We start from the raw sequence: 26,561 nt of genomic DNA, 5'->3' as shown, positions 1-26,561 counted from the left end.
GCCACCGCAATAAATCCCGGTTCGCAGAAAAAGTTGGCTCTCAGGTTTGATCCACAGCCAACTGGAGTTATCCACAGGGGAATTGGCGAATCTGTGGACAACAAGCCTGTGATTCATGGCTTTTGGTCAAATGGCTCCGGAGCTTCCCAGGTTGAGGTGAGGGAGTCCAACGTCCGGGCCTGGAGCTCACGTTCGGTCGCCGCGGCGATGAACGCGGCGGCGTTCTGTTCGCCGACAAGAGCCTGGACGGCCTGCATTGTCCGAGCGGGAAGCGTCACCGGACGGGCCTCAGCGGCGACCGACGGCCGCCCCTTCGCACCCAGATGGTGTTGCAGGTGCCGCGTGGCGAACGTCCGCATGGCCCGGGCAAGTTCGGCGTCCACGGTCTGTTGCGCGAGCGGACGGAGCCGCCGGACCAGAGCCGCCGCTTCCGCCGCATCCGCGTCCGTGGGCGGCCTGTGCTCCAGATAGCGCGCGAAGACATGCTCGGTGGTGAACTCCAGGAAACGCGAGGCGATGTGCTCGACCTGGCCGCGAAGTTCGCGCAGATGTCCGGAGATTGCCGGCAGAGGGACACCCGCCGCATACAACTCGGCAGCCACCGAGAGCTCTTGAGGGCTCGGAACGAGGAACTCGTCGCTCCGCCCGGGGATGCGCTCCAGTACTCCGAGTTCCACCGCCTCGGCCAGTGCGTCCTCGTCCGGAGCCCCGCCGAACCTCGCGTCCAGCTCGGCGCGGGAAATGCGGCTCGGCTCCTCGTCGGTCCACGGACCCTGCACCTCGGCCACGAGTCCGAGCACCCCGCCGAGCCCGCGCCCCGCGTCCCAGGCCTCCAGCAGCTCCTTGATCGAGGCCAGGGTGTAGCCGCGGTCGAGCAGATCGGCGATCTGCCGCAGCCGGGTGAGGTGGGCGGAGCCGTACACGTTGGAACGGCCGCGCCGTTCAGGCCTGGGCAGCAGTCCACGGTCCTGGTAGGCGCGGATCGTCCGGACCGTGGCACCGCTGCGATGCGCGAGATCCTCGATCCGGTACTCGACGACCGACTGCCCGGACAGCCCGGCCCCCTCGCCGGCGGACTGTCCCGCCCCCTCCCCTGCGGGCCGCCCCCGGCTCACAGCCGTGGCTCCACCCGGGCGATCGCCCGCAGCGCCTTCGGCGCGAACCGTGACAGGAAGTGCACTGTCCTCGCCTCGGGTGTCACCGGCACGACGGCCCGGTTGTGCACGACCGCCCGCAGGATCGCGTCGGCGACCTTCTCCGGCGGGTAGTTGCGCAGCCCGTACAGCCGGGTGGACCGCTGCTGCCGGCGCTTCTCCTCGGTCTCGTCCGCACCCGCGAAGCGCGTCGTGGCGGTGATGTTGGTGTTCACGATGCCGGGGCATATGGCGGAGACACCGATGCCCTGGTCTGCCAGCTCGGCGCGCAGACACTCGCTGAGCATCAGCACCGCCGCCTTGGAGGTGCTGTACGCGGGCAGCATCCGGGAGGGCTGGAACGCCGCCGCGGAGGCGGTGTTGACGATGTGGCCGCCCTGCCCGCGCTCGGCCATCTGCCTGCCGAACAGCCGGCAGCCATGGATGACGCCCCACAGATTGACGTCCAGGACCTTCTTCCAGTCCTCGGAGCCGGTGTCGAGGAACGAGCCCGACACTCCGATCCCTGCGTTGTTGACCAGTACGTCCACCACGCCGTGCTCGGCGGCGACCTTCTCGGCGAGTTTCTCCATCGCCTGCTCGTCGCTGACGTCCACCTGCTCCGCCCACGCCCCGGGCGCGCCGATCAGCCGGCACATCTCCGCTGTGCGCGCGGCGCCCTCCCCGTCCCGGTCGACGACCACGACGCGCGCACCCGCCTCGGCGAACGCGAACGCGGTGGCCCGCCCGATCCCGCTGGCCGCTCCCGTCACCAGGACGAGCTGCCCGCCGAACCGCTCGGCGTGGGCCCCCCGGGGAACGGACGACGGCGCGGACGTCCCGGCCGGCCTGTCCTCGTGCGCCGTGACGAACTCGCCGATCCAGGCCGCCAGCTGGTCCGGCCGGGTGCGCGGCACCCAGTGCTTGGCCGGCAGTGTGCGCCGCGTCAGCCGGGGGACCCAGGTGTCCAGGTCGTCGTAGAGCCGCTCGGAGAGGAAGGCGTCCCCGGTCGGTGTGATCAGCTGGACCGGCACATGCGCATACGCATCCGTGCGCGGCCGCCGCAGCCGCGCACGGACATTGTCCCGGTAGAGCCAGGCCCCGTGCGCGGCGTCCTGGGGCAGCGAGGCCGTGGGGTAGTCACCGGACGGCACCTTCTCCACGCGTTGCAGGATCTTCGGCCAGCGCCTGCCCAGCGGCCCGCGCCAGGCGAGCTCGGGCAGTACCGGGGTGTGCAGCATGTACACGTACCAGGACTTGGCGCCCTGGCCGAGGAGCTGGCCGACCCTGCGGGGCGTCGGCCGGGAGATCCGCTGCTTGATCCAGTGCCCGAAATGGTCGAGGGACGGCCCGGACATCGAGGTGAAGGAAGCGATCCGGCCCTCGGTGCGCTCGACGGTGACGAACTCCCACGACTGCACCGACCCCCAGTCGTGGCCGACCAGATGCACCGGCCGGTCGGGGCTCACCGCATCGGCGACCGCCAGGAAGTCGTCCGTCAGCTTCTCCAGGGTGAAGCCGCCGCGCAGCGGGAGGGGCGCGGTGGAGCGGCCGTGCCCCCTGACGTCGTACAGCACCACATGGAAACGGTCGGCCAGCCGGGCAGCGACCTGTGACCAGACCTCTTTGCTGTCCGGATAGCCGTGCACCAGCAGCACGGTCGGCCGGCTCTCGTCGCCCAGCTCGGCCACGCACAGGTCGATCCCGCCCGTACGCACCCAGCGCTCGCGCGCCCCCTTGAGACTCACGCCGACCTCTCCTCCGCCCAGCGCCGCACATGCGGCAGATCGTCGTCCAGCCAGAACGCACTCTGCTCCGGATCCCTGGAGTCGGTGACCACCAGGATCTCCTCGAACTTCGCGCCCGTCCCCCGGAAACCGAGGTGCGGCTCGACCGCCCACAGTCCGGGCCGGGGCGGGTGGTCGGAGAATCTGTACGGGCTCCACAGCGGCGACCAGCCCTCGCGGTGGCCGTGCAGTGCGTCGGAGGCCAGCCCCTTGAGCGACTGCGTACCGAACCCGAAGAGCCGTGGGGACCAGCGGCGCTCCCTGACCCGGTCGACCTTGTGTGCGATCACCCCGAACGGGTAGGCGCGATGCCGGTTGGCGTACCCCTGGCGGACCATGAGCCGGTCCACGTCCTCGTAGATCGCGCGCAGCGAGCGCCGCTCCCGTACCTCGCGCAGGATCAGCTCGCGGTGCGCCTCGAGGTCGGCGAGCAGCTTGTCGTGCAGGGGGCTCGGGCCCAGACAGCCCGAGTAGCCGATGTCCGCGGTGAAGCCGTTGTGGACGGGGGCCATGTCGAGGATGAACGGCATGCCCGCCTCAAGGACCCTGTTGGTCGGGAAGAACTGGAGCGGCACCCGGAAGCCGGTGAAGGCCGTGCGGTCCCCGAACCAGGCGAACGGCAGATGGAACCAGTCCCGCACACCGCGCTCGCGCAGCCACTCGCGCTGCATCCGTGCCGCCTCGCGCTCCGTCACGCCGGGCTTGAGCTGCGCCGCGACCGCCTCCGCACAGGCGTAGGCGAGGCGCTGGACTTCCCTGAACCCCCGTAGTTCCGCGGTCAGTTCGCTTGCCACTGCTGGGGTCATGCCACTCCGTCCCATGAGTGGTACCTGTGCGTAATGTGCCACTGATGAATGTGACAATGCCCGGCGGCTACGTCAAGAGGTGTGCACGTAGCCCCTGAGTCCACGGTGTACTTCGGTCGCAGACCCCTTACGGGTCCGTACCTCTGGAGTCGGACACCGACCGGGCCCCTGGGCTGACGCCACGTGTGCCGTACGCCACTACCTTCGAAACGTGACTGTGATCGCGACCGAAAGCCTGAGCAAGCGGTTCCCGAGGGTGACCGCGCTTGACCGGCTCTCGTTGGACATCGGCCCCGGTGTGACCGGCCTGGTGGGCGCCAACGGAGCCGGCAAGTCCACGTTGATCAAGATCCTGCTGGGTCTGTCCCCCGCCACGGAAGGCCGCGCCGCGGTGCTCGGGCTCGATGTCGCGACCAGCGGCGCCGAGATCCGTGAGCGCGTCGGCTACATGCCGGAGCACGACTGCCTGCCGCCCGATGTGTCGGCCACCGAGTTCGTCGTCCATATGGCGCGCATGTCGGGGCTTCCCGCTACGGCCGCCCGTGAGCGCACCGCGGACACCCTGCGCCATGTCGGGCTGTACGAGGAGCGGTACCGGCCCATCGGCGGCTACTCGACCGGCATGAAACAGCGCGTCAAGCTGGCGCAGGCCCTGGTCCACGACCCGCAGTTGGTCCTGCTCGACGAGCCGACCAACGGACTCGACCCGGTCGGCCGCGACGAGATGCTCGGCCTGATCCGCCGTGTCCACACCGACTTCGGTATATCGGTCCTGGTCACCTCGCACCTGCTCGGCGAGCTCGAGCGCACCTGTGACCATGTCGTCGTCATCGACGGCGGCACTCTGCTGCGCTCCAGCTCCACCAGCGACTTCACCCAGATCACCACGACCCTCGCGGTCGAGGTCACCGACTCCGACACGCACCCCGACGGCACGGCGGCGCTGCGCGAGGCCCTCGTCGCGGCCGGCGTGACCCTGCACGCCGGCCAGGAGGACGGGCTGCCCGGCGCGGGCCACATCCTGCTGCTGGAGGCGACCGGCGAGGAGACGTACGACATCGTCCGCGACACCGTGGCCGGCCTCGGTCTCGGTCTGGTGCGGATGGAACAGCGCCGCCACCACATCGCGGAGGTCTTCCGCCCGCAGGCCGCGGCCCAGCCCATGGAGGTGCCGGCTCGATGAGCACGCAGACCCCCGAGACGACACGCATCCACAACATCGGGTACCGCAACTACGACGGAGCACGCCTCGGCCGTGCCTATGCGCGCCGCTCGCTCTACTCGCAGTCGCTGCGGGGCGCCTACGGACTGGGCCGCAGCGCCAAGTCCAAGGTGCTGCCGATGATCCTCTTCGCCGTGATGTGCGTCCCCGCGGCGATCATCGTGGCGGTCGCCGTCAGCACGAAGCTCAAGGACCTGCCGATCGAGTACACCTCGTACGCGATCTACCTCCAGGCGGTCATCGGGCTGTTCCTGGCCGCCCAGGCCCCGCAATCGGTCTCCCGCGACCTGCGCTTCAAGACCGTTCCGCTCTACTTCTCGCGGCCCATCGAGCGCACGGACTACGTCCTTGCCAAGTACTGCGCGATGTCCTCGGCACTCTTCGTCCTCACGGCCGCGCCGCTGCTCGTCCTCTACATCGGGTCGCTGCTGGCGAAGATGGACTTCGCCGACCAGACCAAGGGCTTCGCACAAGGACTGGTGTCCGTGGCTCTCCTCTCGGTCCTCTTCGGCGGGCTCGGTCTGGTGATGGCCGCGCTCACCCCCCGCCGCGGGTTCGGTGTGGCCGCCGTCATCGCGACCCTCACCATCAGCTACGGCGCGGTTTCCACCATCCAGGCGATCGCGTTCGAAACCGGGGCCACGGACGCCGTCCAGTGGTTCGGCCTCTTCTCGCCGATCACTCTGATCGACGGCGTGCAGACCGCGTTCCTCGGCGCGTCCTCCGCCTTCCCCGGCGGCAGCGCCGTGGCCCCGGGCGCGGGTGTCGGAGCGCTCTACCTCGCTGTCGCCCTCGCGCTGATCACCGGCTCGTACGCCGTCCTCATGCGCCGCTACCGGAAGGTCGGGCTGTGACCACCATCCACATCGAGCACACCTCGCGCTGGTTCGGCAACGTGGTGGCCGTCAACGACGTCACGATGACCGTCGGCCCCGGTGTCACCGGCCTGCTCGGCCCGAACGGCGCCGGCAAGTCCACGCTCATCAACATGATGGCCGGGTTCCTCGCGCCCTCGACGGGAACCGTCACCCTCGACGGTCAGCAGATCTGGCGCAACGAACAGATCTACCAGCACATCGGCATCGTCCCCGAGCGCGAGGCGATGTACGACTTCCTCACCGGGCGCGAATTCGTCGTCGCCAACGCCGAGTTGCACGGCCTGGGCAAGGCCGAGGCACAGAAGGCGCTGGCCACGGTGGAGATGGAGTACGCCCAGGACCGCAAGATCGCCACGTACAGCAAGGGCATGCGCCAGCGCGTGAAGATGGCGTCGGCGCTGGTCCACGAGCCGTCCGTGCTGCTCCTCGACGAGCCGTTCAACGGCATGGACCCGCGGCAGCGCATGCAGCTGATGGATCTGCTGCGGCGCATGGGCGCCGAGGGCCGTACGGTCCTGTTCTCCTCCCACATCCTGGAGGAGGTCGAGCAACTGGCCTCCCACATCGAGGTGATCGTCGCCGGGCGCCACGCGGCGAGCGGCGACTTCCGCCGGATCCGCCGGCTGATGACGGACCGCCCGCACCGCTATCTCGTACGGTCCTCCGACGACCGCGCGCTCGCCGCGGCGCTGATCGCCGACCCGTCAACGGCCGGCATCGAAGTGGACCTCGCCGAGGGCGCGTTGCGCATCCAGGCCGTGGACTTCGGCCGGTTCACCGAGCTGCTGCCGCGCGTCGCGCGCGAGCACTCCATCCGGCTGCTGACGGTCTCACCGTCCGACGAGTCCCTCGAATCCGTCTTCTCCTACCTCGTAGCGGCCTGAGCGGCCTGAAAGGAGCTGTCAGCGATGTACGACCCCACAGTCGCCCGGCTCACCTACCGGGCGCTGCTCGGCCGTCGCCGGGCCGCGATCCTGTTCGTGCTGCCGGCGCTCCTGCTGGTCATCGCGGGCGCGGTGCGCGCGTTCAACGGTGTCGACGACCAGGTGGCCGCCGATGTACTCGGCGGGTTCGCGCTTGCCACCATGGTGCCGCTGATCGGTGTGATCGCCGGTACGGGCGCGATCGGACCGGAGATCGACGACGGCTCGATCGTCTATCTGCTGGCCAAGCCCGTGAAGCGGCCGACGATCATCGTCACCAAGCTGACCGTGGCCATCGCCGTGACCATGGCGTTCTCGGCGCTCCCCACCTTCATCGCGGGGTTCATCCTCAACGGCAACGGCCAGCAGGTGGCGGTGGCCTACACGGTCGCGGCGCTGGTCGCCTCGATCGCGTACAGCGCGCTGTTCCTGCTGCTGGGCACGGTCAGCCGCCATGCGGTGGTCATCGGGCTGGTCTACGCCCTGGTGTGGGAGTCCCTCTTCGGCAGCCTGGTCGCCGGGGCGCGCACGCTGAGCGTCCAGCAGTGGGCGCTGTCGGTCGCCGAGAAGGTCGCGGGCGGGGACATGGTCAGCTCGGACGTCGGCCTGCCGGTGGCATCGGTGCTGCTGGCCGTGGTGACGGTCGCGGCGACGTGGTACGCGGGCCAGAAGCTACGGGTGCTGAAGCTCGCCGGCGAGGAGTAGGCGGCGAGTCGTCCGGTCTGGATCGTGGTGTCGGCCCCTGCCCTCTGAGGGCGGGGGCCGACGCGTATCGCGTAACTGTACGTTTATCGGCTCGTTGTCCACCGTGCGTGGAGGCAATGGGAGTCAGTGGCGTCGAGCGTTCGTGAAGTCGGGGATTGCCGGTGCCGGGGCGACAGGAACGACGTCCGGGCCGGTCATTGAGCAGAGAGCACCGTGAGCCGATCTCCACCCCTGTGCCCGGGGAGAGGGCCGTCCAGTATCGGTTCACGTACGGAAGGCATCTCCATGCCAACGGAAGTCGCCCTGCTCGAGTCGAGGGCAATGCGCGTCGAGCACGCGGGTCGGGTCGAAGTACTCGACAAGGTGAAGGCGCTTGTCATGCTCCCGGACGGTGTGCACGTATCCACAGAGGGGGTCGCGCGCTACTTCGAAGTATCCACAGAGGTCATCAAGAAGTTGACCCAGAGGCATCGGGATGAGCTCACCCAGGGCGGAATGCAGATCCTTCGTGGCTCTGACCTGGGTGAATATCAGAGGGACAACTTGTCACTCTCATCCGAGGGTGAGGGAAGTTATCCACAGCGCCGCTCCAGCCTGACCCTCTTCACGCGTCGCGCGGTGCTCAACATCGCCATGCTTCTTCGCGACAGCGACATCGCCCGGTGCGTGCGCACCTACCTGCTCGACGCTGAGGAGGGGTGGCGCGAGGGCTACGCATCGCTCGACCGGCGCGTCACCAACGTCGAGAACTGTCTCGCCGGCGTCGGTACGGCGCTCCAGGAGCTCGGGCCGGTGCTGAACCGGATGTCGCAGCGGCTCGACAGTCTCGATCAGCGGCTGGACGCCACCAACCGGGTCGTCGGAGCGATGAGCAACCGGCTGTGCGAACTGTCCGGCGACATGTGCCGGATGGACGCCAGGATAGACGACGTCGCCCGTCAGCTGAGGAGTCTGCGACGTCGTAGGCGTCGCTGACGACGGAAATTCAGTGGCGGGGAACTCCCTGCCGCGGGACAGTGGTTGAGCCGGTGCAGCACACCAGTGCGACCGGCTCGACGACCGGGAGAGGAGAACGACGATGACCCAGGATTCGAGTCCGAGTCCGTCGAGCTCCCGTCGGGGCGCCATCAGGCAGGCCATGGAGTAGTCATCACACTCCTACGGCCGCCGGAGCGGCTGCCCAGGGGGCGGCCGCTTCGAGCGCGCGTCTGCGCGGGCCGCCCCCTCCCGGAGGATTGGCCGAGTGGTAAGGCAGCGACCTGCTAAGTCGTCGTCGGGGCACACTGACCCCCGCGCGCGTTCGATCCGCGCATCCTCCGCGTGGCCCTTTGAAATACCTCCCATGCCCGAAGGGCCATGGGGGAAGGCTGGGGTCCCCTGCCCCGGTTCGGCCCTGTGAGGCGCGAGCGCCCCCGACGGCTTCAGCCGCCTGCCAGCAGGTGTTCCAGGACCAACGCGATGCCGTCGTGCTCGTTCGACGCCGTGATCTCGTGGGCCACGGCCTTCAGTTCGTCGTGGGCATTGGCCATGGCCACCCCGTGGGCCGCCCAGCCGAACATGGGGATGTCGTTCGGCATGTCCCCGAACGCGATCGTGTCCGCAGCACGCAGGCCCAGTCGTCGCGCCGCGAGCGAGAGGCCGGTCGCCTTGCTGAGCCCCAGCGGCAGGACCTCCACGATCCCGGGGCCGGCCACCACGATGTCGACGAGGCTTCCGACGATCCGCCGGGCGGTCTGCGCCAGCGCGTCGTCGTCGAGGTCGGCGTGCTGGATGTAGAGCTTGGTGAGCGGCGCCGCCCACAGTTCGGACGGGTCCTTGTACGGCAGATAGGGGAGCGGGCCTTCCTGCACCCGGTACCCCGGTCCTATCAGCACGTCGCCGTGCAGGCCGTCCCGGCTCGCGGCCACCGCGAGCGGCCCGATCTCCGCCTCGATCTTGGCGAGCGCCAGCCCGGCCAGCTGCCGGTCCAGCGTCAGCGAGGTCAGCAGCCGGCGCTCGCCCGCGTGATAGACCTGCGCGCCCTGCCCGCACACCGCGATCCCGTCGTACCCCAGGTCGTCCAGGATGTGCCGGGTCCAGGGCACGCCCCGACCGGTGACGACGATGTGCGCGGCGCCCGCCGCGGTGGCCGCGGCGAGCGCGTCGCGTGTGCGCCGGGAGATCGTCTCGTCGTCACGCAGCAGTGTGCCGTCGAGATCGGTCGCGACAAGTCTGTAAGGGAAGGGGCCGGGGCTCACTTGGAGATCGGCTCCAGGATCTCTCGTCCCCCGAGATACGGGCGCAGTGCCTCGGGCACCCGCACCGAACCGTCGGCGAGCTGGTGGTTCTCGAGCAGGGCCACGATCGTGCGCGGCACCGCGCAGAGCGTGCCGTTCAGGGTCGCCAGCGGCTGCACCTTCTTCCCCTCGCGCATACGGACCGACAGGCGTCGCGCCTGGAAGCCGTCGCAGTTCGAGGCAGAGGTCAGCTCGCGGTACTTGCCCTGGGTCGGGATCCACGCCTCGCAGTCGTACTTGCGCGAGGCGGATGCGCCCAGGTCGCCGGTGGCGACATCGATCACCTGGAAGGGCAGCTCGAGGCTGGTCAGCCACTGCTTCTCCCAGTCCAGGAGCCGCTTGTGCTCGGCCTCGGCGTCCTCGGGGGCGACGTACGAGAACATCTCGACCTTGTCGAACTGGTGCACCCGGAAGATGCCGCGCGTGTCCTTGCCGTACGTGCCGGCCTCGCGGCGGAAGCACGGCGAGAAGCCGGCGTACCGCAGCGGGAGCTTGTCGGCGTCGATGATCTCGTCCATGTGGTACGCGGCGAGCGGAACCTCGGACGTGCCGACCAGGTAGTAGTCGTCCTTCTCCAGGTGGTACACGTTCTCCGCGGCCTGGCCGAGGAAGCCGGTGCCCTCCATGGCGCGCGGGCGGACCAGGGCCGGGGTCAGCATCGGGATGAAGCCGGCCTCGGTGGCCTGCGCGATCGCCGCGTTGACGAGCGCGAGCTCGAGCAGCGCGCCGACACCCGTCAGGTAGTAGAAGCGCGAGCCCGAGACCTTCGCGCCGCGTTCGACGTCGATGGCGCCCAGCGCCTCGCCGAGCTCCAGGTGGTCCCTGGGCTCGAAGCCCTCGGCGCCGAAGTCGCGGACGGTGCCGTGCGTCTCCAGGACGACGAAGTCCTCCTCGCCGCCGACCGGGACGTCCGGGTGGACCACGTTGCCCAGCCGGAGCAGCAGCCGGCGGGTCTCCTCGTCGGCCTCGTTCTGCTCGGCGTCGGCGGCCTTGACGTCGGTCTTCAGCTGCTCCGCCTTCTTCAGCAGCTCGGCGCGCTCTTCCGGCGAGGCCTTGGGGATGAGCTTGCCGAGCGACTTCTGCTCGGAGCGGAGTTCGTCGAAGCGGACGCCGGACGACCTGCGCCGCTCATCGGCGGAGAGCAGCGCGTCGACCAGGTCGACGTCCTCTCCACGGGCGCGCTGGGAGGCGCGAACACGGTCGGGGTCCTCACGAAGCAGGCGAAGGTCAATCACCCCACCAGGCTACCGGTGCCGACTCGGGCCACCCCACCCGATATCGCAGTGCGTGTCGCTTTGCCCGAATTGCCGGAATTGGAAAACTGGGCGGGCAATTCGCCCGGTGATCACCGGGGTGGGCCGCCCATTCGCCGGAATGGGGCATGCGGCGCACATCTGTGTTGATTCAACCAAGATCCACAGCCCTTGCGGGGGGCGGGACTTGACGGGCCTTGTCCACAGGGTTGCGCCGCTTCGCAAAGTTATCCACAGCCTGTGTGAGGGATCTGTGGATTGTGGAAGTGATCATTCCGAAAGCCGTATGCATCGCGAAGGATTCCCAGCCCAAACCCGCCTGACAGGCTCATTCGGGTGGGAATTCCTCACCTCAAAGGGTTGATCAATGGAATTGAGGTGACAGTGGCCGACCGCGGCCGGCCTGGGTCGCTGTGGACGGAAGTGGGGCCACTGGGACGATTTGTCGACCATGCGGCATTGTGTTGTCGACTTGTCCCCAGGTCGAGAAGCGTGCCTGTGGACAAGTTCTGTGGATAACGAAAATCTGCAGGTAGGACCGGCTCGCTCAGCCTCAGGCCCGGCCGTCCTGGCAGCGTGCCAGCCAGTCCGACGCGGCCGTGAATTCTGCGTCCGAGGTCCCGGACCGCAGCGGCCGTACATCCGCCACCGCGACCCCGGCCCGCGGATACGAACCGAGGAAGCGCACCTTCGGGCAGATCCGCTTCAGCCCCATCAGCGCCTCGCCGACGCGCCGGTCCGAGATGTGCCCCTCGGCGTCGACCGCGAAGCAGTAATTGCCGATGCCCGCACCCGTCGGCCGGGACTGGATCAGCATCAGGTTCACCCCGCGCACGGCGAACTCCTGGAGCAGCTCCAGCAGTGCACCCGGGTGATCGTCGCCCAGCCAGATCACCACGGACGTCTTGTCCGCGCCCGTGGGTGCCGCGGGCCGGGCCGGGCGCCCCACCAGGACGAAGCGGGTCTCCGCGTTCTCCGCGTCGTGGATCTCGGTGACCAGGGGTTCGAGTCCGTAGGTGGCGGCCGCGAACTCGCCGGCGAACGCGGCGTCGTAGCGGCCTTCCTGCACCAGCCGCGCACCGTCGGCGTTCGACGCCGCCGACTCCCACAGCGCGTCCGGCAGATTCGCCCCCAGCCAGTTGCGCACCTGCGGCTGCGCCACCGGATGGCCGGTCACCGTCTTCACCTCGGAGAGCGGGGTACCGGGGCGCACCAGCAGGGCGAACGCGATCGGCAGCAGCACCTCGCGGTAGATCATCAGCGGCTCGCCCGACGCCAGCTCGTCGAGGGTGGCGGTCACGCCACCCTCCACGGAGTTCTCGATCGGCACGAGGGCCGCGGCGGCCTCGCCGGCCCTCACGGCGTCGAGCGCCGCGGGTACGGAGACCATCGGGACGAGCTCGCGGGTGGCGGCTTCCGGGAGAGTGCGCAGGGCGGCTTCGGTGAAGGTGCCCTCTGGACCGAGATAGGTGAAGCGCGTGGCCGACATACCGTCACCCTAATGGGCCGTGCGCATCCCCGATTCCTGCCGTGGGCTCAGGGCGCGGACCGTATGCCGCCGGCGCTCAGGCCTCGAGCAGCCGCTGCCCCACGTACTCGCCCTTCGCCGGCCCGCCCGGCACCGCGAACAGTCCGCTCGACTCGTGCCGGATGAATGCAGACAGCGCATCGCCCCGGTCGAGCTTGCGCTGCACCGGCACGAAACCGCTCAGTGGGTCGGCCTGCCAGCAGACGAACAGCAGCCCCGCGTCGGGTGTGCCGTCCGTGCCGATGCCGTCGTGGAAGGAGAACGGCCTGCGCAGCATCGCGGCGCCGCCGTTCTGCTCCGGGGCGGAGATACGGGCATGGGCGTTGAGCGGGACGACGGGCTTCCCGTCCGGGCCCGCCTTGTCGAGCGCGAGCTCGGACATCTCGGTGCCGCCGGTCAGCGGTGCGCCGTCGGACTTGCGCCGCCCGATCACCTGCTCCTGCTTCGCCAGTGTCAGCTTCTCCCAGTCGTCGAGGAGCATCCGGATACGGCGCACGACGGCGTACGAGCCACCGGCCATCCACGCGTACTCGGCCTCGGGCGTCCTCGCCGGCACGAAGATCCGCTGCCGGAAGTCGGGCTCCGACGGCTTCGGATTGCCGCTGCCGTCGATCTGCCCCATCAGATTGCGGGCGGTCATCGGCCGCGCCGTGGCGCCCGGTGAGCGGTTGAAGCCGTTCATCTGCCAGCGCACCCGGGCCGCGGCGCCGGCGGACTTCTGGATCGCCCGCAGCGCGTGGAAGGCGACCAGCGCGTCGTCCGCGCCGATCTGCACCCACAGGTCCCCGTCCGAGCGGCGCGGATCCAAGTGGTCCGAGGAGAACGCCGGCAGCGGATCCAGCTGTGGCGGCCGCCGGTCCACCAGGGACGTACGGTCGAAGAAGGTGCGGCCGAAACCGAAAGTGACGGTCAGCGAGGAAGGGCCCGCGTCCAGGGCGACGCCGGTGTCGCCGTCGGGGGCCGACCGGCCCTCCATCAGCTCGGCGGCCAGCGCGGACCAGCGCCGCATGAGTGCGGCGGCCTCCTTGCGCCCGGCACCCGGCGCGAGATCGAGCGCGACCAGATGGCCGTGGGCCTGCTGCGGGTCCGTGATGCCTGCCTGGTGCGTGCCGTGGAAGGTGATGCCGGTGGAGCCGACGGTCGCCAGCGTGGTGGGCGCCTCTTCGCGGGTGGCGGCATGCACCGCGGACGACCCGGCGGCGCCGAGCGCCAGCCCGGCCGCGCCTGCGGCACCCATGGTGCCGAGCAGGCGCCGCCGGGAGATGTCGATGTCGCTCACGGGTCAGCCGATCGTGATGTTCTTGGCGATGGTCGTCTGGTCGATGTCGGAGGTCCGCACGGTCACCTTCACCTGCCAGCTGCCGGGCATCGGGATCTGGACCGCATTCGCGCTCCAGTGTCCCGCGGCGACCCGGTCGGGAGTGATCGGCAGCGGGCCGATCTGCTTCGCCTTCAAGGTGAAGGACACCTTCACCTCCGGAGCGTCCAGCGGCTTGCCGTCGGGCGACTCGGCCCACACGTTCATCTCGTTGGAGCCGGAGCGGGCGGGGTCGAGGCTGAGCCTCAGGCGGCCCTTGCCGTTCTCGCCGCCCGTGTCGAAGGGCAGCGTGATCTCGGTGGGGCCGGCGGGGGCCTGCTCGACGGCCTGGGCTCCGGCCGCCCTGGCGGCCTCCTCCGTACGGCCCGGCTCGGTGCCGGTGAGCACGGTGGTCACCGCCAGCAGCACCACGGCGACACCTGCCTCGGCCAGCACGGAGCGGCGAAGGCCGGAACGCTCGGTGTCGGATTCCCGTACCCGCCGTCGCTCGGCCGTGGCGACGGCCGCCTTCTGACGGGACAACTGGGCGGCGCGCGCCGGGTCCTCGGCCGCTTCGTCGGCGGTTGCTTCGTCGGCGGCCGCGTCGCCGTCCGGCGTCTCCTCGCGGTGCCGCTCGGTGTCCTCGGCGGCCGGCGCTTCGGCCAGCTGCGCAGTCCACCTGCGGGAGATCCAGGCCACGGCGACCATGACGGCGACGAGTGCCACCTTGGCCAGCAGCAGCCGCCCGTACGAGGTCCCGGTCAGCGCCGACCATGAGCCGACCTGCCGCCAGGACTGGTAGATCCCCGTCACGGCGAGCACGACGACGCTCGTGAACGCGAGCGTGGAGAAGCGCCGTACAGCCGCCCGCTCGATCGACGGCTCGCGGTAGAGCGCGGTCAGCAGCGCGGCGAGACCGCCGAGCCAGGCCGCCACGGCCAGCAGATGCAGGACGTCCACCGGCATCGCCAGGCCCGGCTGGACACCGGTCGACGCGTGCTCGGACAGTGCCCAGGTCGCGCCGATCCCCGCGGCGACGACCGTGCCGCCGACCGCGAGACCGAAGGTGAGGTCCTTCTTCTCCTGCTCGTCCTCGCGCCGTGCGTACGCCCCGAACAGCACGGCGACGAACAGCGCGGCCGCGCCGAGCAGCAGCAGCCGCGAGACCAGGGCCGCGCCGGTCTTGGTCTCGAGTACGTCCCCCAGACCGCCGAGGTCGAAGGCGTCGCCGAGTTCGCCCGATCCCGTGTAGGGGGTACGCAGCAGCAGCATCGCGAGGGTGGCCGCAGTGAGCGTGATCCAGCCCTGGACGACCAGACGCTGCACGGGCCGTACCGAGGCACCCCGCTGCCAGCACACGAGCACGAAGGCAGCGCCGCCGGCGAGCAGGATGAAGCCTGCGTACGAGGCGTAGCGCGCGACCCCGTAGAGGAAGCCGACGACTCCGCCGCCCGCCTCTTCGTCGGGCAGCGCGACCGTGGTCTTCGAGGGCGCCCCGATGGCGAAGGTGAAGGCACCGGAGACCGGATGGCTGTCCGCGGAGACCGCCTGCCAGGCCACGGTGTAGGTGCCGTTGGGGAGTCCGGCCTGCAGATCGACTCCGTAGACGACGCTGCCGCCGCTGCCGAGGTCGCGGACCTTGGCCTTGTCGGCGCGCTTGCCGCTGGGCTCCAGGACCCGGATCGAGTTCTCGCCCATGGCGATCTGCTCGGAGAAGGTGAGCGTGACCTGCTTGGGGGCGGTGGCGACCACCGCCCCGTCCTTCGGGTTGCTTCCGGTCAGCGCGGCATGTGCCGACGCGGGACCCGCGCCGGCCAGCAGCGTGCCGAGCACCGTGCCGATGAGCACGGTGACGGCGAGCAGCAGCCGGACCGGGGCCGGTCCGAAGCGCGGGGCGGTGGCTGTCATGGCGTCATCAGTCCCTCGGTCGGCTCAGTGCTTCGCAGGGTTGTACGTGGCTTCCTTGACGGGAAGCTCGACCCTGATCGGACCGGACTTCTCGAAGTGCAGCTCCACGGAGACCTTCTGGCCCTTTTCCGGCTTCTGCTTGAGCGCCATGAACATGATGTGGCTGCCGCCGCGCTCGAGGTCGAGTGAGCCGTCTGCAGGGACGTCGAAGGCCTTCACCTGCTGCATCCGCTGACCCTTCGACGTGTGGATGGTGATGTCGTCGGAGAGATCGCTGGTGACCGAGGTGAGCTTGTCCGCCGTACCGCCGTTGTTGACGACGGTCAGGAACCCGGCGGCCATGTCGTCGCCGACGGGCTGCGGCATGAACGCACCGCTGACCTTCAACTCGGGTGCGCTGTCCGCCGAGCAGCCCGCCAGGGCCAGTCCCGCGGTCATGACCAGGGCGACGGCAAGGGGGGTACGGCGCATCACGGCGTCTCCCCCTTGATCAGCTCCGGCAGGTCCCCGGCGTACTCCTGGTGCGAGGTGTCGTCGTCGTACAGGACATAGCCCTGATCCGTCTTCGGGGAGAAGGCGAGGACCTGCGCGCCGTGCATGGACACGACCGTGCCGCCCTTCTCCTTCTTCGGCGGGTCGATGCCGATACCGACCTGGCGCGCGCCCGCCTGGATGGTCGGGAAGTCGCCGGTGAGGCCGATGAAGGACGGATCACCAGCACTGCGCAGCCACTTGCCGAGCTCGGCCGGGGTGTCCCGCTCCGGGTCGGTGGTGACGAAGACGACCTGGAGCTTGTCCCGGTCCGCCTCGGGCAGCTGCTTCCTCGCGATGGCGAGATTGCTCATCGTCAGCGGACAGACATCGGGACAGTGCGTGTAGCCGAAGAAGAGCAGCGTCGGCTTGCCCTTGGTCCGCTCCCGCAGGTCGAACTTCTTGCCGTGGGTGTCGGTCAGCACGAGATCCGGCTTGGTGAACGGCCGGCTGAGCACGGTCGCGGCCTTGGGTTTCGCCTCGGCCGAGACCTGTGCCGCAGGGGTGCCGTCACCGTTCGCGGCGAGGGCGAATCCCGCCGCGACCGCGAACGCGACCGCGACGGCGGCTCCCGCGATCAGCGGAGCGCGCCGGGCGCGGCTCGGCGCCGCGTCACTCGTCGGGTTGTGCATGGGGTTCTCTTTCATGGACGTGGTCCCGCGGGATCGTCAGGCGGACCGGCGGCGTCGGGCCAGGACACCGAACGCCAGACCGGCGCCGCCGACGACGATTCCGGCGATGCCGAGGACGCGGGCCGTGGTGTCGCTGCCGGAGGCGGAGGCCGAAGCCGGCTCGTCGTGGTGACCGGCGTTCTCGCCGCCGTCCTTCGATCCCTTGGCGCCGGCACCTGCCGCACCGCCGCCGTGGTGGTCCTCGGTGGCGGCCGAGAGCGTCAGCACCGGCGCGGGCGACTCAGGCTCCTCGGAGCCCTTCTTGAGCTCCTCGATCCAGCGCACGACGTCCTTGTTGTCGTACGTCTGAACGGCCTTGAACACCAACTGGTCGGCGTCCTCGGGCAGCTGCCCTATCGAGAGCGGGAACTGCTGGAACTGACCCGGACCGATCTTGGAACCGTCCGCGGTCCAGGTGACCTTGGTGGCCGCCTCGGTGATCTGGTTGCCGTGCAGCTCGAGCGGCTTGTCCAGCTCGGACTTGGTGACCTCCACCTTCCAGCCCGGCACCGGCTGAGGCATCACGGACGCCAGCGGGTGCTCGGCCGGCAGGCTGACCTCGAGCTTGATCGTCGAGGCGTCGTCGCGCTCGTTGGGGACCTTGAAGTTGACGGTGGCGTAGCCGCCCTTGGCCGCCGGGCCCTGCGGCTGCACGGTGACGTGCGCGAAGGCGGTGCCGGAGACGAGCAGTGCGGAGGAGACGGCGACGCCGCCGGCAAGCGCGATACGGGAAACGTTCATGAGGTGGGAACACTCCACGATGAAGGAGAGGGGACGTGCCGGCACACGGGTGCGCGGGCACAGCGGCACCACTCCCGTCGAGTGGACCGCGTCAGGCTGCCAGGAGTACGGCCGGTGGCCCGCGCCTGATCACCGTGTGCGCGAGTACGTGGCCGGCGGCCGGAACCCGGGGCTCCGCCGCGGCGGGCACCGTACGCACCGCCGGACCGAGCCCGCCCGCGGGACCGCTCAGCAGGGCCCGTACGAGAACGAGCGCGGCCCGCAGCGCGCGCAGCCACGCCGTCTCGGCGACCTCATGGGCCGAGTCGGCCGACATCCGCATCAGCCGGAGCAGCGCCGCATCCCCGCGGCGCAGCAGCAGACCGGTCACCAGGGCGGCCAGCAGATGCCCGAGCAGCATGGGCAGCGTGGGCAACAGACCAGGAGCCGCGGCGGCCTCGGCGGTATGCGTGTGGGCGGCCTGCTGTGCGGCCGGATCCATGCCGGCCATCGTGACGATGCGCCGGGCGTCGGCGGGTGTCATGGCGGCGGCACCCGCCCCGCACACCAGCTTGGCCGCCATCCTGACGACCGTTTCGTCCGCGGTCGGAGCGATACGCACATGCTGCTGCCCGGCCGTGAACAGGGTGTGCAGTCCGAGTTGTCCGACCGTCAGCGCGGCGGCGATGGCCGGCAGCGAACGCTCCCGCCCCGCGAACGGCACCACCAGGGCGAACACCCCGGCGAAGCCGAGAGCCAGGGTCCACCAGGGGACGGCCGCGCAGGCGGCCAGCACATGTCCCGTCCCGGACAGCACGACACAGACCGCGGTGAACACCGCGGCCCTCAGCAGCCGCAGACCGGCTCCGGTGCGCGCTCGATGGAGGGACGACATGGCCGGGTCATCATCGCACTGCGCCGCCGGCGACCGTACGGCAGGTCCGGAAGATCCCCTTTGCTGCCCTCGGGGCGGGCGTGTGCCGCTCTCATTGCGGGCGGGCGTGCGCGACATACACCCCGTGGTGCGCCCCGCGCATCCGCTGAATGAGGGGTATCACATCAAAGGTGCGCTTACCGACCGTGGATGGGGGCAATACGTATCGGTATGTCGAGCCGCGGCCAGGAGGCTGGAGCATGAGCATCTGGTGGTCACTCCATCTGCGGCGCGAGGCTGCCAGCGTCCCGCTCGCCCGGCGGCTTCTGCTCGGCACGATGGAGACCGCGGGCGTCGACCCGGACATCTCCTACGACCTGTCGGTCGCTCTGAGCGAAGCCTGTGCGAACGCTGTGGAGCACGGCGGTGACCTGCACTCCGGCGGAGCTTCGCAGGCGTACCGCGTCACCGCATATCTGGACGGCGAGAAGTGCCGTATCGAGGTGGCGGATTCGGGACCCGGTTTTCCCGCACCAGGACCGGGCTCTGCCGTCCGGCGCGGGGCAGTGCCCGGGGCGGCGATCCCCGCCGTCACCGCGGAGAGCGGCCGCGGGCTGTGTCTGATCGAGCAGCTCGCCGACCATGTGCAGGTGCGCAACCGGCCGGGGCACGGCGCGGTGGTCTGCTTCGACAAGATCCTCAAATGGCGCGAGGGCGCGCTGCTCAAGGTCTCCTGAGCAGCGCGCCCCCATCGTGACGCCGGTCAGCCCTGCTTGAGGGCGGCCATCCAGGTCTCGATCTCGTCGGCCTGGCGCGGCAGCGCGGCCGAGAGGTTCCGGTTGCCGTCCTCGGTGACGAGGATGTCGTCCTCGATCCGGACGCCGATGCCGCGGTACTCCTCGGGCACCGTCAGATCGTCGGCCTGGAAGTAGAGGCCGGGCTCCACGGTCAGGCACATGCCGGGCTCCAGCGTGCCGTCGACATACGCCTCGGTACGGGCGGCGGCGCAGTCGTGGACGTCCATGCCGAGCATGTGCCCGGTGCCGTGGAGCGTCCAGCGGCGCTGCAGACCCAGCTCGAGCACGCGCTCCACAGGGCCCTCGACCAGGCCCCACTCGACCAGCTTCTCGGCGAGCACGCGCTGTGCGGCGTCATGGAAGTCGCGGTACTTGGCCCCCGGCTTGACCGCCGCGATACCCGCCTCCTGAGCCTCGTACACCGCGTCGTAGATCTTGCGCTGCAGTTCGGTGAAGCGGCCGTTGATCGGCAGGGTGCGCGTGATGTCGGCGGTGTAGAGGGTGTGGGTCTCCACACCGGCGTCGAGCAGCAGCAGATCACCGGAGCGGACCGGTCCGTCGTTGCGCACCCAGTGCAGGGTGGTGGCGTGCGGGCCCGCGGCGCAGATGGAGCCGTAGCCGACGTCGTTGCCCTCGACGCGGGCGCGCAGGAAGAACGTTCCCTCGATGTAGCGCTCGCTGGTGGCCTCGGCCTTGTCCAGGACCTTGACGACGTCCTCGAAGCCGCGCGCAGTGGAGTCGCACGCCTTCTGCAGCTCGCCGATCTCGAACTCGTCCTTCACCGCGCGGGCCTCGGAGAGGTAAACCCGCAGCTCCTCGTCGCGCTCCGCGGTGACCTTGTCGGTCAGCGCCGCCTCGATCCCGGCGTCGTGGCCGCGTACGACACGGACCGGGCCGGTCGCCTCGCGCAGCTTCTCGGGGAGCTCCCGCACATCCTCGGCCGGGATGCCCAGCAGCTGCTCGGCCTCGCCGAGGGAGTGGCGACGGCCCACCCACAGCTCGCCCTGGCCGGACAGCCAGAACTCGCCGTTCTCCCGGTTGGAACGGGGCAGCAGATGGATGGTCGCCTCGTGCCCGTCGCCCTTGGGCTCCAGCACCAGTACGCCGTCCTCGGTCTGGTCGCCGGTCAGATACGCGTACTCGGTGGCCGCACGGAAGCTGTACTCGGTGTCGTTCGAGCGGGTCTTCAGGTTGCCCGCGGGGATGACCACACGCTCACCGGGGAAGCGCGCCGAGAGCGCGGCACGGCGGGCGGCGGTCTGTGCGGCCTGCGGGACGGGCGCGAGATCGCGCAGCTCGGTGTCGGCCCAGCCGGTCGTCATGTTCTCGGCGAGCTCGTCGGACACGCCCGGGTACAGGCCGTTCTTGCGCTGCTTGATCGGCTGCTCTTCCTCTTCCGCGCCCGCTGCGGTAGCAGCGAGATCGGATTCCGCCGGGGTGAGCTCCTCGGCCACGTCTGCCTCCTGGGCCTCTCGGCCTTGCCTGATACGACACGGGAAACCCCTGCTTCCCTCCGGCCGGTCGGGCCTTCGGGCAGGGGTGACGACTCCATCGTATGTGCGACAGGAAGATCGCCTGCAGTGATGTGAGAAACCAGCCAGTACTCAGTCAAAACGGGCGGCCAGCAGGACGATGTCCTCGCCGCCGTCCATCCGGTCGAGACCCTCGGGCAGCACGGTGTGCAGCACATGGTCGGCGATCGCGCCCGGGTCGTCGCGGACCGCCTTCGGTACGGCGGCGGCCGCCGAGTGCAGCCGCGCGAAGGCCCGGTCCATGGGGTCACCGGTGCGTCGCAGCAGCCCGTCGGTGTACAGCAGCACCGTTTCTCCCGGCTCCGGGGAGAGTTCCACGCTCGGCGCCTCCCAGCAGGCGAGCATGCCCAGCGGCGCCGACAGCGAGGTCTCGACGAACTCCGTACGCCGCTCACCGACCACCAGCGGCGGGGTGTGCCCCGCCCCGGCCAGCACGATCTTGCGGGCCGCCGGCTCGGCGTACGCGAACAGTGCGGTGGCGGTACGCGCCGGTTCGGTCAGCCGCAGCAGCAGCTCCAGATCGGAGAGGACGGCGACCGGGTCCTCGCCCTCCATCACGGCGTACGCCCGCAGGGACGCGCGCAGCCGGCCCATCGCCGCCAGCGCGCTCGGCCCTGAGCCGCTGACCGACCCGACCGCGAGTCCCAGCGCGCCTTCGGGCAGCGGAAGTGCGTCGTACCAGTCGCCCCCGCCGTGCGGGCCGGTGCGATGCCGGGCGGCGAGCTGGACACCGGGCACCCGCGGCAGGCGGCTGGGCAGCAGCTCCTCGGCGACGGTCGCCACGGTGGCGCGCGCATGCTCCAGCTCCAGCAGCCGGGCCAGGTGTTCGGTGGCGTAGCGCATGTAGAGCCCGGCGAGATGGCACCGGCGCTCTCCGGGGGCGGCCGGCTCGTCGTACAGCCAGACGGCCGCGCCGAGCGTGCCGGACCCGTCGCCCGCGAGCGGCAGGGTGTAGCTGGCCGCGTAGCCGAGGCGGATCGCGACCTCGCGATGGCGGGGGTCGAGCGCCGGGTCGCCGAGCAGATCGGGGTGCGCCACGGCCTGCGGCACGCCGGGCCGCCCCGGGCGGCCCGGCTGGGGGGCCAGGCCGTCCAGGATCCTGCCGTACGCGGTGGCGCTGCGTGGAACGGTTTCGATGTGGCCGAGCTCGGCATGGGTGAGACCGAGGCCCTTGGCGAGCGAGGGTCCGCGGCCTCCGTGGAAGCAGTCGTCGCGCAGGGGGCCGGGGCGCGGCTCGAGAGTGACCAGGCCCCGACGGGCACCGACCAGCGCTGCACCTGCGCGCAGCAGCTCGTCCAGTGCCTCGTCGAGCGTGGCCGTTCTGGCCAGACGCTCGGTCAGCTCATGGAGGGTGGTCAGATCGGAGACCCAGCCGGCGAGCCGGTCCTGAATCAGCGCGCCCGGAGCGGGCGGTGCGGCGGGGACCGAGGGCAGGGGTGCAGCAGCGGCGGCAGTGTGCGGGGGGCCGGCAACCGTTGAATCGATTCCGGCCACTTTCGGCAGGTGAGGGGCGCTCATGTCAGCCGGCTTTCCGGCAGGTGCGTTTTGCTCAATAGCATCGCAAACCCCCATGTCATTCTGCGCCGCTATCAATGCATCCACATGTACACGTACACGTAAGGTGATGTCCAGCATTGTCCCGGTGGGATCAGTGGTGTCTATGAGGGTGTGAACTTGGCTGAAAAATGCACCCAATGGCGGTTGATTGCGGTCTGCTGAGGGTGATCGGCGTGGGGATCCCCGTAGGGCGCAGGCCCGAGGGGAAGCGTCATTCCACACCTGCTGGGTACGTAAACGGTGATGGCCAGGGGCGGTTGGGACAGCCCCGGAACCCGGCGGCGGGCCGCGGCGTCCTAACAGCCGAAGGTCGCGCCCCATCCCGAGTGGCGGGAAAAGATACAGCGGGACAGCAAGCGCCAGGCGCGCGCCACCCCTCGCCACGCGTTTAATGGAGTAAGCCCCACGTTGGGCCCCCGGGCGGCGATCCTGTCGCTGAACAGTGGGGGTCGCCCATGCCACCGGCATGGGCGGTGACGCGCCGATCAGTACCGCATTTGTACGCACAGTGAAGAGCTGCACACATGGTGTGATGTGGACCCCGGCGTTCAACGGAAAGGAACGAGCGCTCATGCGCGAGATCCTCGGAAGGCGACGCAGGCTCCGGTACCGGCGAAAAAGGGGGCCAGTCCAGCTCGACGCAGCGCTCACCTGCGCCGTCGAGTGGCAATGGCCCGTACTGCCCGGTGCAGGACCGAAGGCGACCGGCAGCCGCGGCGACCGCGGGCGCGGCTGCTCCTGCCCCGACTCCGAGTGCGTCGTACCCGGCGCACACCCCTTCGACCCCGGAATTCTGGCGGCGACCACCGACGAGCGCATGGTGCGCTGGTGGTGGACCAACCGGCCCGCCGCCCCGATCGTGCTGGCCACCGGGGGCCGCGCGCCATGCGCGCTGAGTCTGCCGGCCGTCGCCGCCACCCGCGCGCTGTCGGCGCTCGACGGTATGGGCATGCGGCTCGGGCCGGTCGTCGCGACACCCACAAGATGGTCGATCCTGGTTGCCCCGTACACCCTCGAGCAGCTCGGCGAGCTGCTCTTCGCCAAGGACTGCGTGCCGAGTTCGCTGCGCTTCCACGGTGACGGCGGCTATCTGGTGCTGCCGCCGTCAGAGACGGGCGCAGGGCAGGTGCGGTGGGAGCGGGCGCCGCTGCCCGGTTCCGCGACACCTTGGCTGCCGGATGTGGAGGCGGTCGTGGACGCACTGGTGGAGGCGAGTGCGAGCAGCGCACCCGACAGTGGTCTGTACCCGCCGGAGGCGGGCGAGGGCAGCCGACTCACCTACTGACGCACCCGCCGTGGTCATGGACGCCGACACGGCCCGGCTCTCCCACCCGTCGCGCTGTCACTCGTACGGGTAGGAGCCGGGCCGAGTTGGGGCGGTCGTAGGCGCGCGGCGGCGGGAGCGCCTGCCATCCGTCGATATCTTCGGGCCACCGTCAACAATCCCAGCGCGAAGCCGGCAGGTGGCCCATGAATCTCCGTATGTTCGGGATCACCGCCCTGGTGGTGTGCGGCACGCTGCTGCCGCTCACCGCCTCCGCCGGGCCCGCTCATGGTCCCCGGCGGGACGCGGGCCGGGCGGAGGCTGAACCTGCCGGTGATGCGAAGAGCGACGGCGAGCCGCACCCCCGCACGGGCGCATCCGACATGTCCGATGTGATCTCCGGGGCGTACGGGAGGCGAGGGGCCGACGGGGCCAGGGACACCGGCGAGCCGGACGGCGCCCCGGATGCACGACCCCTGACGGCCTCGCGATGTGGGCCGGAAGTCGCCTCCCCGGAGGGTGTCGAGGCACAGACATGTGTGCTGGACGAGGGCCGCGACACCTGGGCGCGTGTCTATTACCGCAACGCGACGGGCGAAGAATTGACGTCCGTGCTCACGCTGATGGCGCCCGGCGGGCGCACCCTGCAGACGAACTGCTTGATCGGGACCGGAGACGAGCCGGGCGCCTGCGACACCCCGAAAGAGCCCTCGCGGGGTGCGGCTTCGGCGTACTGGGCGGTGACGGAGTTCGCCATTTCCGACGGCGCCGACGACGGGCCGCTGCTGCTTCGATCGGGAAGCAACTCCCCGACGGCCAATGAGCGTTGAGGCTGGAGTGCGCTCAGCGGAAATGGAAGCGCCCGGTCGCTGGCGACGGGGGATGCACCAGCGACCGGGCTTCTAGAACCGTAACAAGAGATCTGCGGTTCGCAAATTCGATCTCTGTTATTCGGACAAGGATTTACCTGCCGGCAAGGCGAGTTGTGACTGGAGTCACCTATCGGTCGACCGAAACCGTCACTCTCAGCTGAGGGTCACTTGGCGATTGGTGAGACCGCCTCGCGCCCGGCGCTCCTCCGCCGTCAGCGGAACGTCGCTCGCGAGGGCCTCGGTGAGCCGCTCGGCGAACTCGGCGGCGGGCTTCTCGCACTCCTCGGCACCCATTCCGCTCGGCAGGTCCCACACCGGGACCATCAGCCCGTGGGCGCGGAAGGAACCGACCAGCCGGGTCCCCTCACCGAGCGAGTCGGTGCCGGCGGCATGCAGCCGGGCGAGCGCGTCCAGGAGCTGCTCCTCGGGGTGGGGCATGACCCAGCGGAGGTGGTTCTTCTCCGGCGTCTCGCACCAGTACGCGGAGTCCACATCCGCAAGCTTCACCGTCGGGATCGCCGCGGCGTTCGCGCGCTCCAGGGAGGCGGCCACCTCGGGGGACGCCTGCTCGGCCGATTCCGGGATCCAGAACTCGAACCCGGAGTGGACGGCCGGCTCGAACGGCGCCTGCGGGTCGAGCAGGTCCTGCAGCCGTACGCCGTCGGCCTCGGCGCCGCCGCCCGTCACCGGCGTGCCGGGGGTGGCGGCGAGCGCGCGCTGCAGCGTGCGGGCGAGGTCGCGGCTGAGGTCGCCGGAGGGCGTGTCGTTCTGCAGGCCGAGCAGCACGGAGCCGTCGTCGCGGCGCAGCGCGGGCCAGGCCATGGGCAGGACGGTCGCGAGCGTGACCGACGGAACGCCCTCGGGCAGCCCGTCCTTGAGGGTCAGCGCGACGGTCGCAGCGGGCACCAGCTCGCGCATGGCCACCCAGTCGCACTCGCCGGCCAGTCCCTCGAAGGGGCGCTGGACCAGCTCGGTCACGGCGTGTGCGGCGGCCCGGCCGTGACAGGCCTTGTAGCGGCGACCGGATCCGCAGGGGCAGGGCTCGCGGGCTCCTACCACTGGAACCGGCTCGTTGACGCCTGCGGCGCGGGCCCCGTCCTTGAGCTGAGGCTTCGTCGCCTTCGTCTGGGGGCGCTTCTTGGCCATGGTGTGGCTTTCTCCCGATTGCGGCGGTGCTGTGTCGGGCGCGAGCCTAGCCGTACGTGCCGCCGAGGACCGTGTGGATCGTCGTTCCGGCCGGGCGGGTCGCCGGCCCGGCGTGTCGGCATCCGCCCGGAGCGCCGGGTCAGCGGCGTCGTTTCGCGGTCGCGGGAGTCGGGAGCGGTCGAGCCCGCTGCCCCCGTCGTGTGCGCCGGCTGCTCCCTGCCGCGTCGAGTCTCTGCCGCAGTCGGGTGCGTGCCGTCGGGTCCAGCCGTCAGTCCAGATCCTCGAAGGGGTCCGCGTAGTCGAACGACGGGCCGGTGACGCGCGTAGCGAAATCCTCGCGGCGATGCCCTTCGGTGACGATCACCCACACGGTGACTTCACCGCTCGCGCTGTCGCGTACGCCCCAGTCCTGGGCCAGTGCGGTGATGATGTTGAGCCCACGGCCGCCGCGTGCGGTGACCGAGGGCGTGGCCGGAACCGGTCGGGTCGGACCACCTCCGTCCGTCACTTCGACGGTCAGCCGCCCCGCTTTGTCGACGCGCCATGCGGCGCGGATGTCCCCGTCGCCCACTTCGGCGCGCCCCAGTGGTCTGCCATGACGGCAGGCGTTACTGAGGAGCTCGGAAAGGATCAGAACTGCATCGTCGACGACTGTTTCGGACAATCCGCTGAGCCTGAGTTGCTCGCGCATCCGCTGTCGTGCCGCACCCACGCCCGCAGGGCCATGGGGTACGGCCATGCTCGACGACGTGGGCACCTCCTGTGCCACCACAAACGCCACCCCCGAGACCTCCTTTGCCCCACGCCACGGTGTGAATGCCCCAATGGCCTGGACCGGAAACCGGCCAAGAGCAGGTCAGTGACGCACTCGTAACGGTCGG

At 70.2% G+C, this 26,561-nt stretch carries 24 protein-coding genes and 1 tRNA gene; 9 read left to right on the top strand and 16 right to left on the bottom strand.

Features of this window, described 5'->3' with window-relative positions:
* Window positions 1-113: 113 nt before the first annotated feature.
* The 3 genes from ABZ208_RS06615 to ABZ208_RS06605 are packed head-to-tail and all read right to left on the bottom strand — an operon-like array spanning window position 114 to window position 3,726.
* Window positions 114-1,055 (bottom strand): MerR family transcriptional regulator, encoded by a 942-nt coding sequence (locus tag ABZ208_RS06615; RefSeq protein WP_356908511.1) that lies wholly within the window; start codon window positions 1,053-1,055, stop codon window positions 114-116.
* A 56-nt stretch (window positions 1,056-1,111) separates the two neighbouring features.
* On the bottom strand, window positions 1,112-2,881 hold the full coding sequence (locus ABZ208_RS06610) for an SDR family oxidoreductase (RefSeq protein WP_356908453.1): 1,770 nt from the start codon (window positions 2,879-2,881) through the stop codon (window positions 1,112-1,114).
* Window positions 2,878-3,726 carry a M24 family metallopeptidase gene (locus ABZ208_RS06605; protein WP_356908452.1) on the bottom strand — a complete coding sequence of 283 codons (849 nt, stop codon included), beginning with the start codon at window positions 3,724-3,726 and terminating at the stop codon, window positions 2,878-2,880. The genes ABZ208_RS06610 and ABZ208_RS06605 overlap by 4 nt, the downstream gene beginning before the upstream one ends.
* A 217-nt stretch (window positions 3,727-3,943) precedes the next feature.
* Between ABZ208_RS06605 and ABZ208_RS06600 the strand changes: the two genes are divergently transcribed.
* The 6 genes from ABZ208_RS06600 to ABZ208_RS06575 all read left to right on the top strand — a co-directional run bounded on the left by ABZ208_RS06600 (window position 3,944) and on the right by ABZ208_RS06575 (window position 8,773).
* On the top strand, window positions 3,944-4,909 hold the full coding sequence (locus tag ABZ208_RS06600; RefSeq protein WP_356908510.1) for an ABC transporter ATP-binding protein: 966 nt from the start codon (window positions 3,944-3,946) through the stop codon (window positions 4,907-4,909).
* A complete protein-coding gene (locus ABZ208_RS06595; protein ID WP_356908451.1) occupies window positions 4,906-5,802 on the top strand; it encodes an ABC transporter permease in 897 nt (298 codons plus the stop codon). The genes ABZ208_RS06600 and ABZ208_RS06595 overlap by 4 nt, the downstream gene beginning before the upstream one ends.
* Window positions 5,799-6,710 (top strand): ABC transporter ATP-binding protein, encoded by a 912-nt coding sequence (locus ABZ208_RS06590; protein ID WP_356908450.1) that lies wholly within the window; start codon window positions 5,799-5,801, stop codon window positions 6,708-6,710. Before ABZ208_RS06595 ends, ABZ208_RS06590 begins: the two co-directional genes overlap by 4 nt.
* A 24-nt stretch (window positions 6,711-6,734) precedes the next feature.
* Window positions 6,735-7,454, top strand: a complete 720-nt coding sequence (locus ABZ208_RS06585) for an ABC transporter permease subunit (RefSeq protein WP_356908449.1) — start codon at window positions 6,735-6,737, stop codon at window positions 7,452-7,454.
* 285 nt (window positions 7,455-7,739) lie between these two features.
* Window positions 7,740-8,429, top strand: a complete 690-nt coding sequence (locus ABZ208_RS06580) for a hypothetical protein (protein WP_356908448.1) — start codon at window positions 7,740-7,742, stop codon at window positions 8,427-8,429.
* Window positions 8,430-8,683: 254 nt separating this feature from the next.
* Window positions 8,684-8,773, top strand: a tRNA-Ser gene (locus ABZ208_RS06575).
* 102 nt (window positions 8,774-8,875) lie between these two features.
* Here ABZ208_RS06575 and ABZ208_RS06570 read toward each other — a convergent pair.
* The 9 genes from ABZ208_RS06570 to ABZ208_RS06530 form a co-directional block, all read right to left on the bottom strand.
* A complete protein-coding gene (locus tag ABZ208_RS06570; protein WP_356908447.1) occupies window positions 8,876-9,691 on the bottom strand; it encodes an HAD family hydrolase in 816 nt (271 codons plus the stop codon).
* Window positions 9,688-10,965, bottom strand: coding sequence for a serine--tRNA ligase (gene serS / locus ABZ208_RS06565; RefSeq protein WP_328398922.1), 1,278 nt, complete (start codon window positions 10,963-10,965; stop codon window positions 9,688-9,690). Before serS ends, ABZ208_RS06570 begins: the two co-directional genes overlap by 4 nt.
* A 571-nt stretch (window positions 10,966-11,536) precedes the next feature.
* A complete protein-coding gene (gene pheA / locus ABZ208_RS06560; protein ID WP_356908446.1) occupies window positions 11,537-12,472 on the bottom strand; it encodes a prephenate dehydratase in 936 nt (311 codons plus the stop codon).
* Window positions 12,473-12,548: 76 nt separating this feature from the next.
* Complete coding sequence (gene efeB, locus ABZ208_RS06555; RefSeq protein ID WP_356908445.1) at window positions 12,549-13,790, bottom strand: iron uptake transporter deferrochelatase/peroxidase subunit; 1,242 nt, start codon at window positions 13,788-13,790, stop codon at window positions 12,549-12,551.
* Between the two features lie 3 nt (window positions 13,791-13,793).
* The gene (locus ABZ208_RS06550) at window positions 13,794-15,716 is read right to left on the bottom strand and encodes a copper resistance protein CopC (protein WP_356908444.1); all 1,923 of its coding nucleotides are present in this window, start codon (window positions 15,714-15,716) and stop codon (window positions 13,794-13,796) included.
* 24 nt (window positions 15,717-15,740) lie between these two features.
* On the bottom strand, window positions 15,741-16,190 hold the full coding sequence (locus ABZ208_RS06545) for a copper chaperone PCu(A)C (protein ID WP_356908443.1): 450 nt from the start codon (window positions 16,188-16,190) through the stop codon (window positions 15,741-15,743).
* Entirely contained in the window at window positions 16,187-16,894 is a 708-nt protein-coding gene (locus ABZ208_RS06540; RefSeq protein WP_356908442.1) for an SCO family protein, read from the bottom strand. Before ABZ208_RS06540 ends, ABZ208_RS06545 begins: the two co-directional genes overlap by 4 nt.
* A 21-nt stretch (window positions 16,895-16,915) precedes the next feature.
* Window positions 16,916-17,659 carry a YcnI family protein gene (locus tag ABZ208_RS06535; RefSeq protein ID WP_356908441.1) on the bottom strand — a complete coding sequence of 248 codons (744 nt, stop codon included), beginning with the start codon at window positions 17,657-17,659 and terminating at the stop codon, window positions 16,916-16,918.
* Window positions 17,660-17,750: 91 nt separating this feature from the next.
* The gene (locus tag ABZ208_RS06530; protein WP_356908440.1) at window positions 17,751-18,533 is read right to left on the bottom strand and encodes a hypothetical protein; all 783 of its coding nucleotides are present in this window, start codon (window positions 18,531-18,533) and stop codon (window positions 17,751-17,753) included.
* Between the two features lie 239 nt (window positions 18,534-18,772).
* On the opposite strand from ABZ208_RS06530, the gene ABZ208_RS06525 reads away from it, so the two are divergent.
* Entirely contained in the window at window positions 18,773-19,249 is a 477-nt protein-coding gene (locus ABZ208_RS06525) for an ATP-binding protein (protein WP_356908439.1), read from the top strand.
* 26 nt (window positions 19,250-19,275) lie between these two features.
* Here the strand turns inward: ABZ208_RS06525 and ABZ208_RS06520 are convergent, their stop codons facing one another.
* Window positions 19,276-20,763, bottom strand: a complete 1,488-nt coding sequence (locus tag ABZ208_RS06520; RefSeq protein WP_356908438.1) for an aminopeptidase P family protein — start codon at window positions 20,761-20,763, stop codon at window positions 19,276-19,278.
* Window positions 20,764-20,913: 150 nt separating this feature from the next.
* Complete coding sequence (locus tag ABZ208_RS06515; protein WP_356908437.1) at window positions 20,914-22,476, bottom strand: PP2C family protein-serine/threonine phosphatase; 1,563 nt, start codon at window positions 22,474-22,476, stop codon at window positions 20,914-20,916.
* 493 nt (window positions 22,477-22,969) lie between these two features.
* Between ABZ208_RS06515 and ABZ208_RS06510 the strand changes: the two genes are divergently transcribed.
* The gene (locus tag ABZ208_RS06510) at window positions 22,970-23,683 is read left to right on the top strand and encodes a bifunctional DNA primase/polymerase (RefSeq protein ID WP_356908436.1); all 714 of its coding nucleotides are present in this window, start codon (window positions 22,970-22,972) and stop codon (window positions 23,681-23,683) included.
* Between the two features lie 185 nt (window positions 23,684-23,868).
* Entirely contained in the window at window positions 23,869-24,492 is a 624-nt protein-coding gene (locus ABZ208_RS06505) for a hypothetical protein (protein ID WP_356908435.1), read from the top strand.
* Between the two features lie 195 nt (window positions 24,493-24,687).
* Here the strand turns inward: ABZ208_RS06505 and ABZ208_RS06500 are convergent, their stop codons facing one another.
* Together ABZ208_RS06500 and ABZ208_RS06495 are read right to left on the bottom strand one after the other, a co-directional pair.
* Complete coding sequence (locus tag ABZ208_RS06500) at window positions 24,688-25,680, bottom strand: DUF5926 family protein (protein WP_356908434.1); 993 nt, start codon at window positions 25,678-25,680, stop codon at window positions 24,688-24,690.
* Between the two features lie 268 nt (window positions 25,681-25,948).
* On the bottom strand, window positions 25,949-26,506 hold the full coding sequence (locus tag ABZ208_RS06495) for an ATP-binding protein (RefSeq protein ID WP_356908509.1): 558 nt from the start codon (window positions 26,504-26,506) through the stop codon (window positions 25,949-25,951).
* Window positions 26,507-26,561: the final 55 nt, after the last annotated feature.

Source organism: Streptomyces sp. NPDC006208 (genome assembly GCF_040613775.1).
Lineage (GTDB): Bacteria > Actinomycetota > Actinomycetes > Streptomycetales > Streptomycetaceae > Streptomyces.
Note: the sequence above shows the minus strand (reverse complement) of the source record. Positions and strands in the feature narration are given on the sequence as shown.

Excerpts from the sequence above, each read along its gene's own strand:
- ABZ208_RS06510 (WP_356908436.1), top strand. The coding sequence starts at position 22,970 with ATGCGCGAGATCCTCGGAAGGCGACGCAGGCTCCGGTACCGGCGAAAA.
- ABZ208_RS06605 (WP_356908452.1), bottom strand. The coding sequence starts at position 3,726 with ATGACCCCAGCAGTGGCAAGCGAACTGACCGCGGAACTACGGGGGTTC.
- ABZ208_RS06595 (WP_356908451.1), top strand. The coding sequence starts at position 4,906 with ATGAGCACGCAGACCCCCGAGACGACACGCATCCACAACATCGGGTAC.
- ABZ208_RS06515 (WP_356908437.1), bottom strand. The coding sequence starts at position 22,476 with ATGCTGGACATCACCTTACGTGTACGTGTACATGTGGATGCATTGATA.
- ABZ208_RS06525 (WP_356908439.1), top strand. The coding sequence starts at position 18,773 with ATGAGCATCTGGTGGTCACTCCATCTGCGGCGCGAGGCTGCCAGCGTC.
- ABZ208_RS06550 (WP_356908444.1), bottom strand. The coding sequence starts at position 15,716 with ATGACAGCCACCGCCCCGCGCTTCGGACCGGCCCCGGTCCGGCTGCTG.
- ABZ208_RS06540 (WP_356908442.1), bottom strand. The coding sequence starts at position 16,894 with ATGAAAGAGAACCCCATGCACAACCCGACGAGTGACGCGGCGCCGAGC.
- pheA (WP_356908446.1), bottom strand. The coding sequence starts at position 12,472 with ATGTCGGCCACGCGCTTCACCTATCTCGGTCCAGAGGGCACCTTCACC.
- ABZ208_RS06530 (WP_356908440.1), bottom strand. The coding sequence starts at position 18,533 with ATGTCGTCCCTCCATCGAGCGCGCACCGGAGCCGGTCTGCGGCTGCTG.
- ABZ208_RS06580 (WP_356908448.1), top strand. The coding sequence starts at position 7,740 with ATGCCAACGGAAGTCGCCCTGCTCGAGTCGAGGGCAATGCGCGTCGAG.
- ABZ208_RS06585 (WP_356908449.1), top strand. The coding sequence starts at position 6,735 with ATGTACGACCCCACAGTCGCCCGGCTCACCTACCGGGCGCTGCTCGGC.
- ABZ208_RS06535 (WP_356908441.1), bottom strand. The coding sequence starts at position 17,659 with ATGAACGTTTCCCGTATCGCGCTTGCCGGCGGCGTCGCCGTCTCCTCC.
- ABZ208_RS06500 (WP_356908434.1), bottom strand. The coding sequence starts at position 25,680 with ATGGCCAAGAAGCGCCCCCAGACGAAGGCGACGAAGCCTCAGCTCAAG.
- ABZ208_RS06505 (WP_356908435.1), top strand. The coding sequence starts at position 23,869 with ATGAATCTCCGTATGTTCGGGATCACCGCCCTGGTGGTGTGCGGCACG.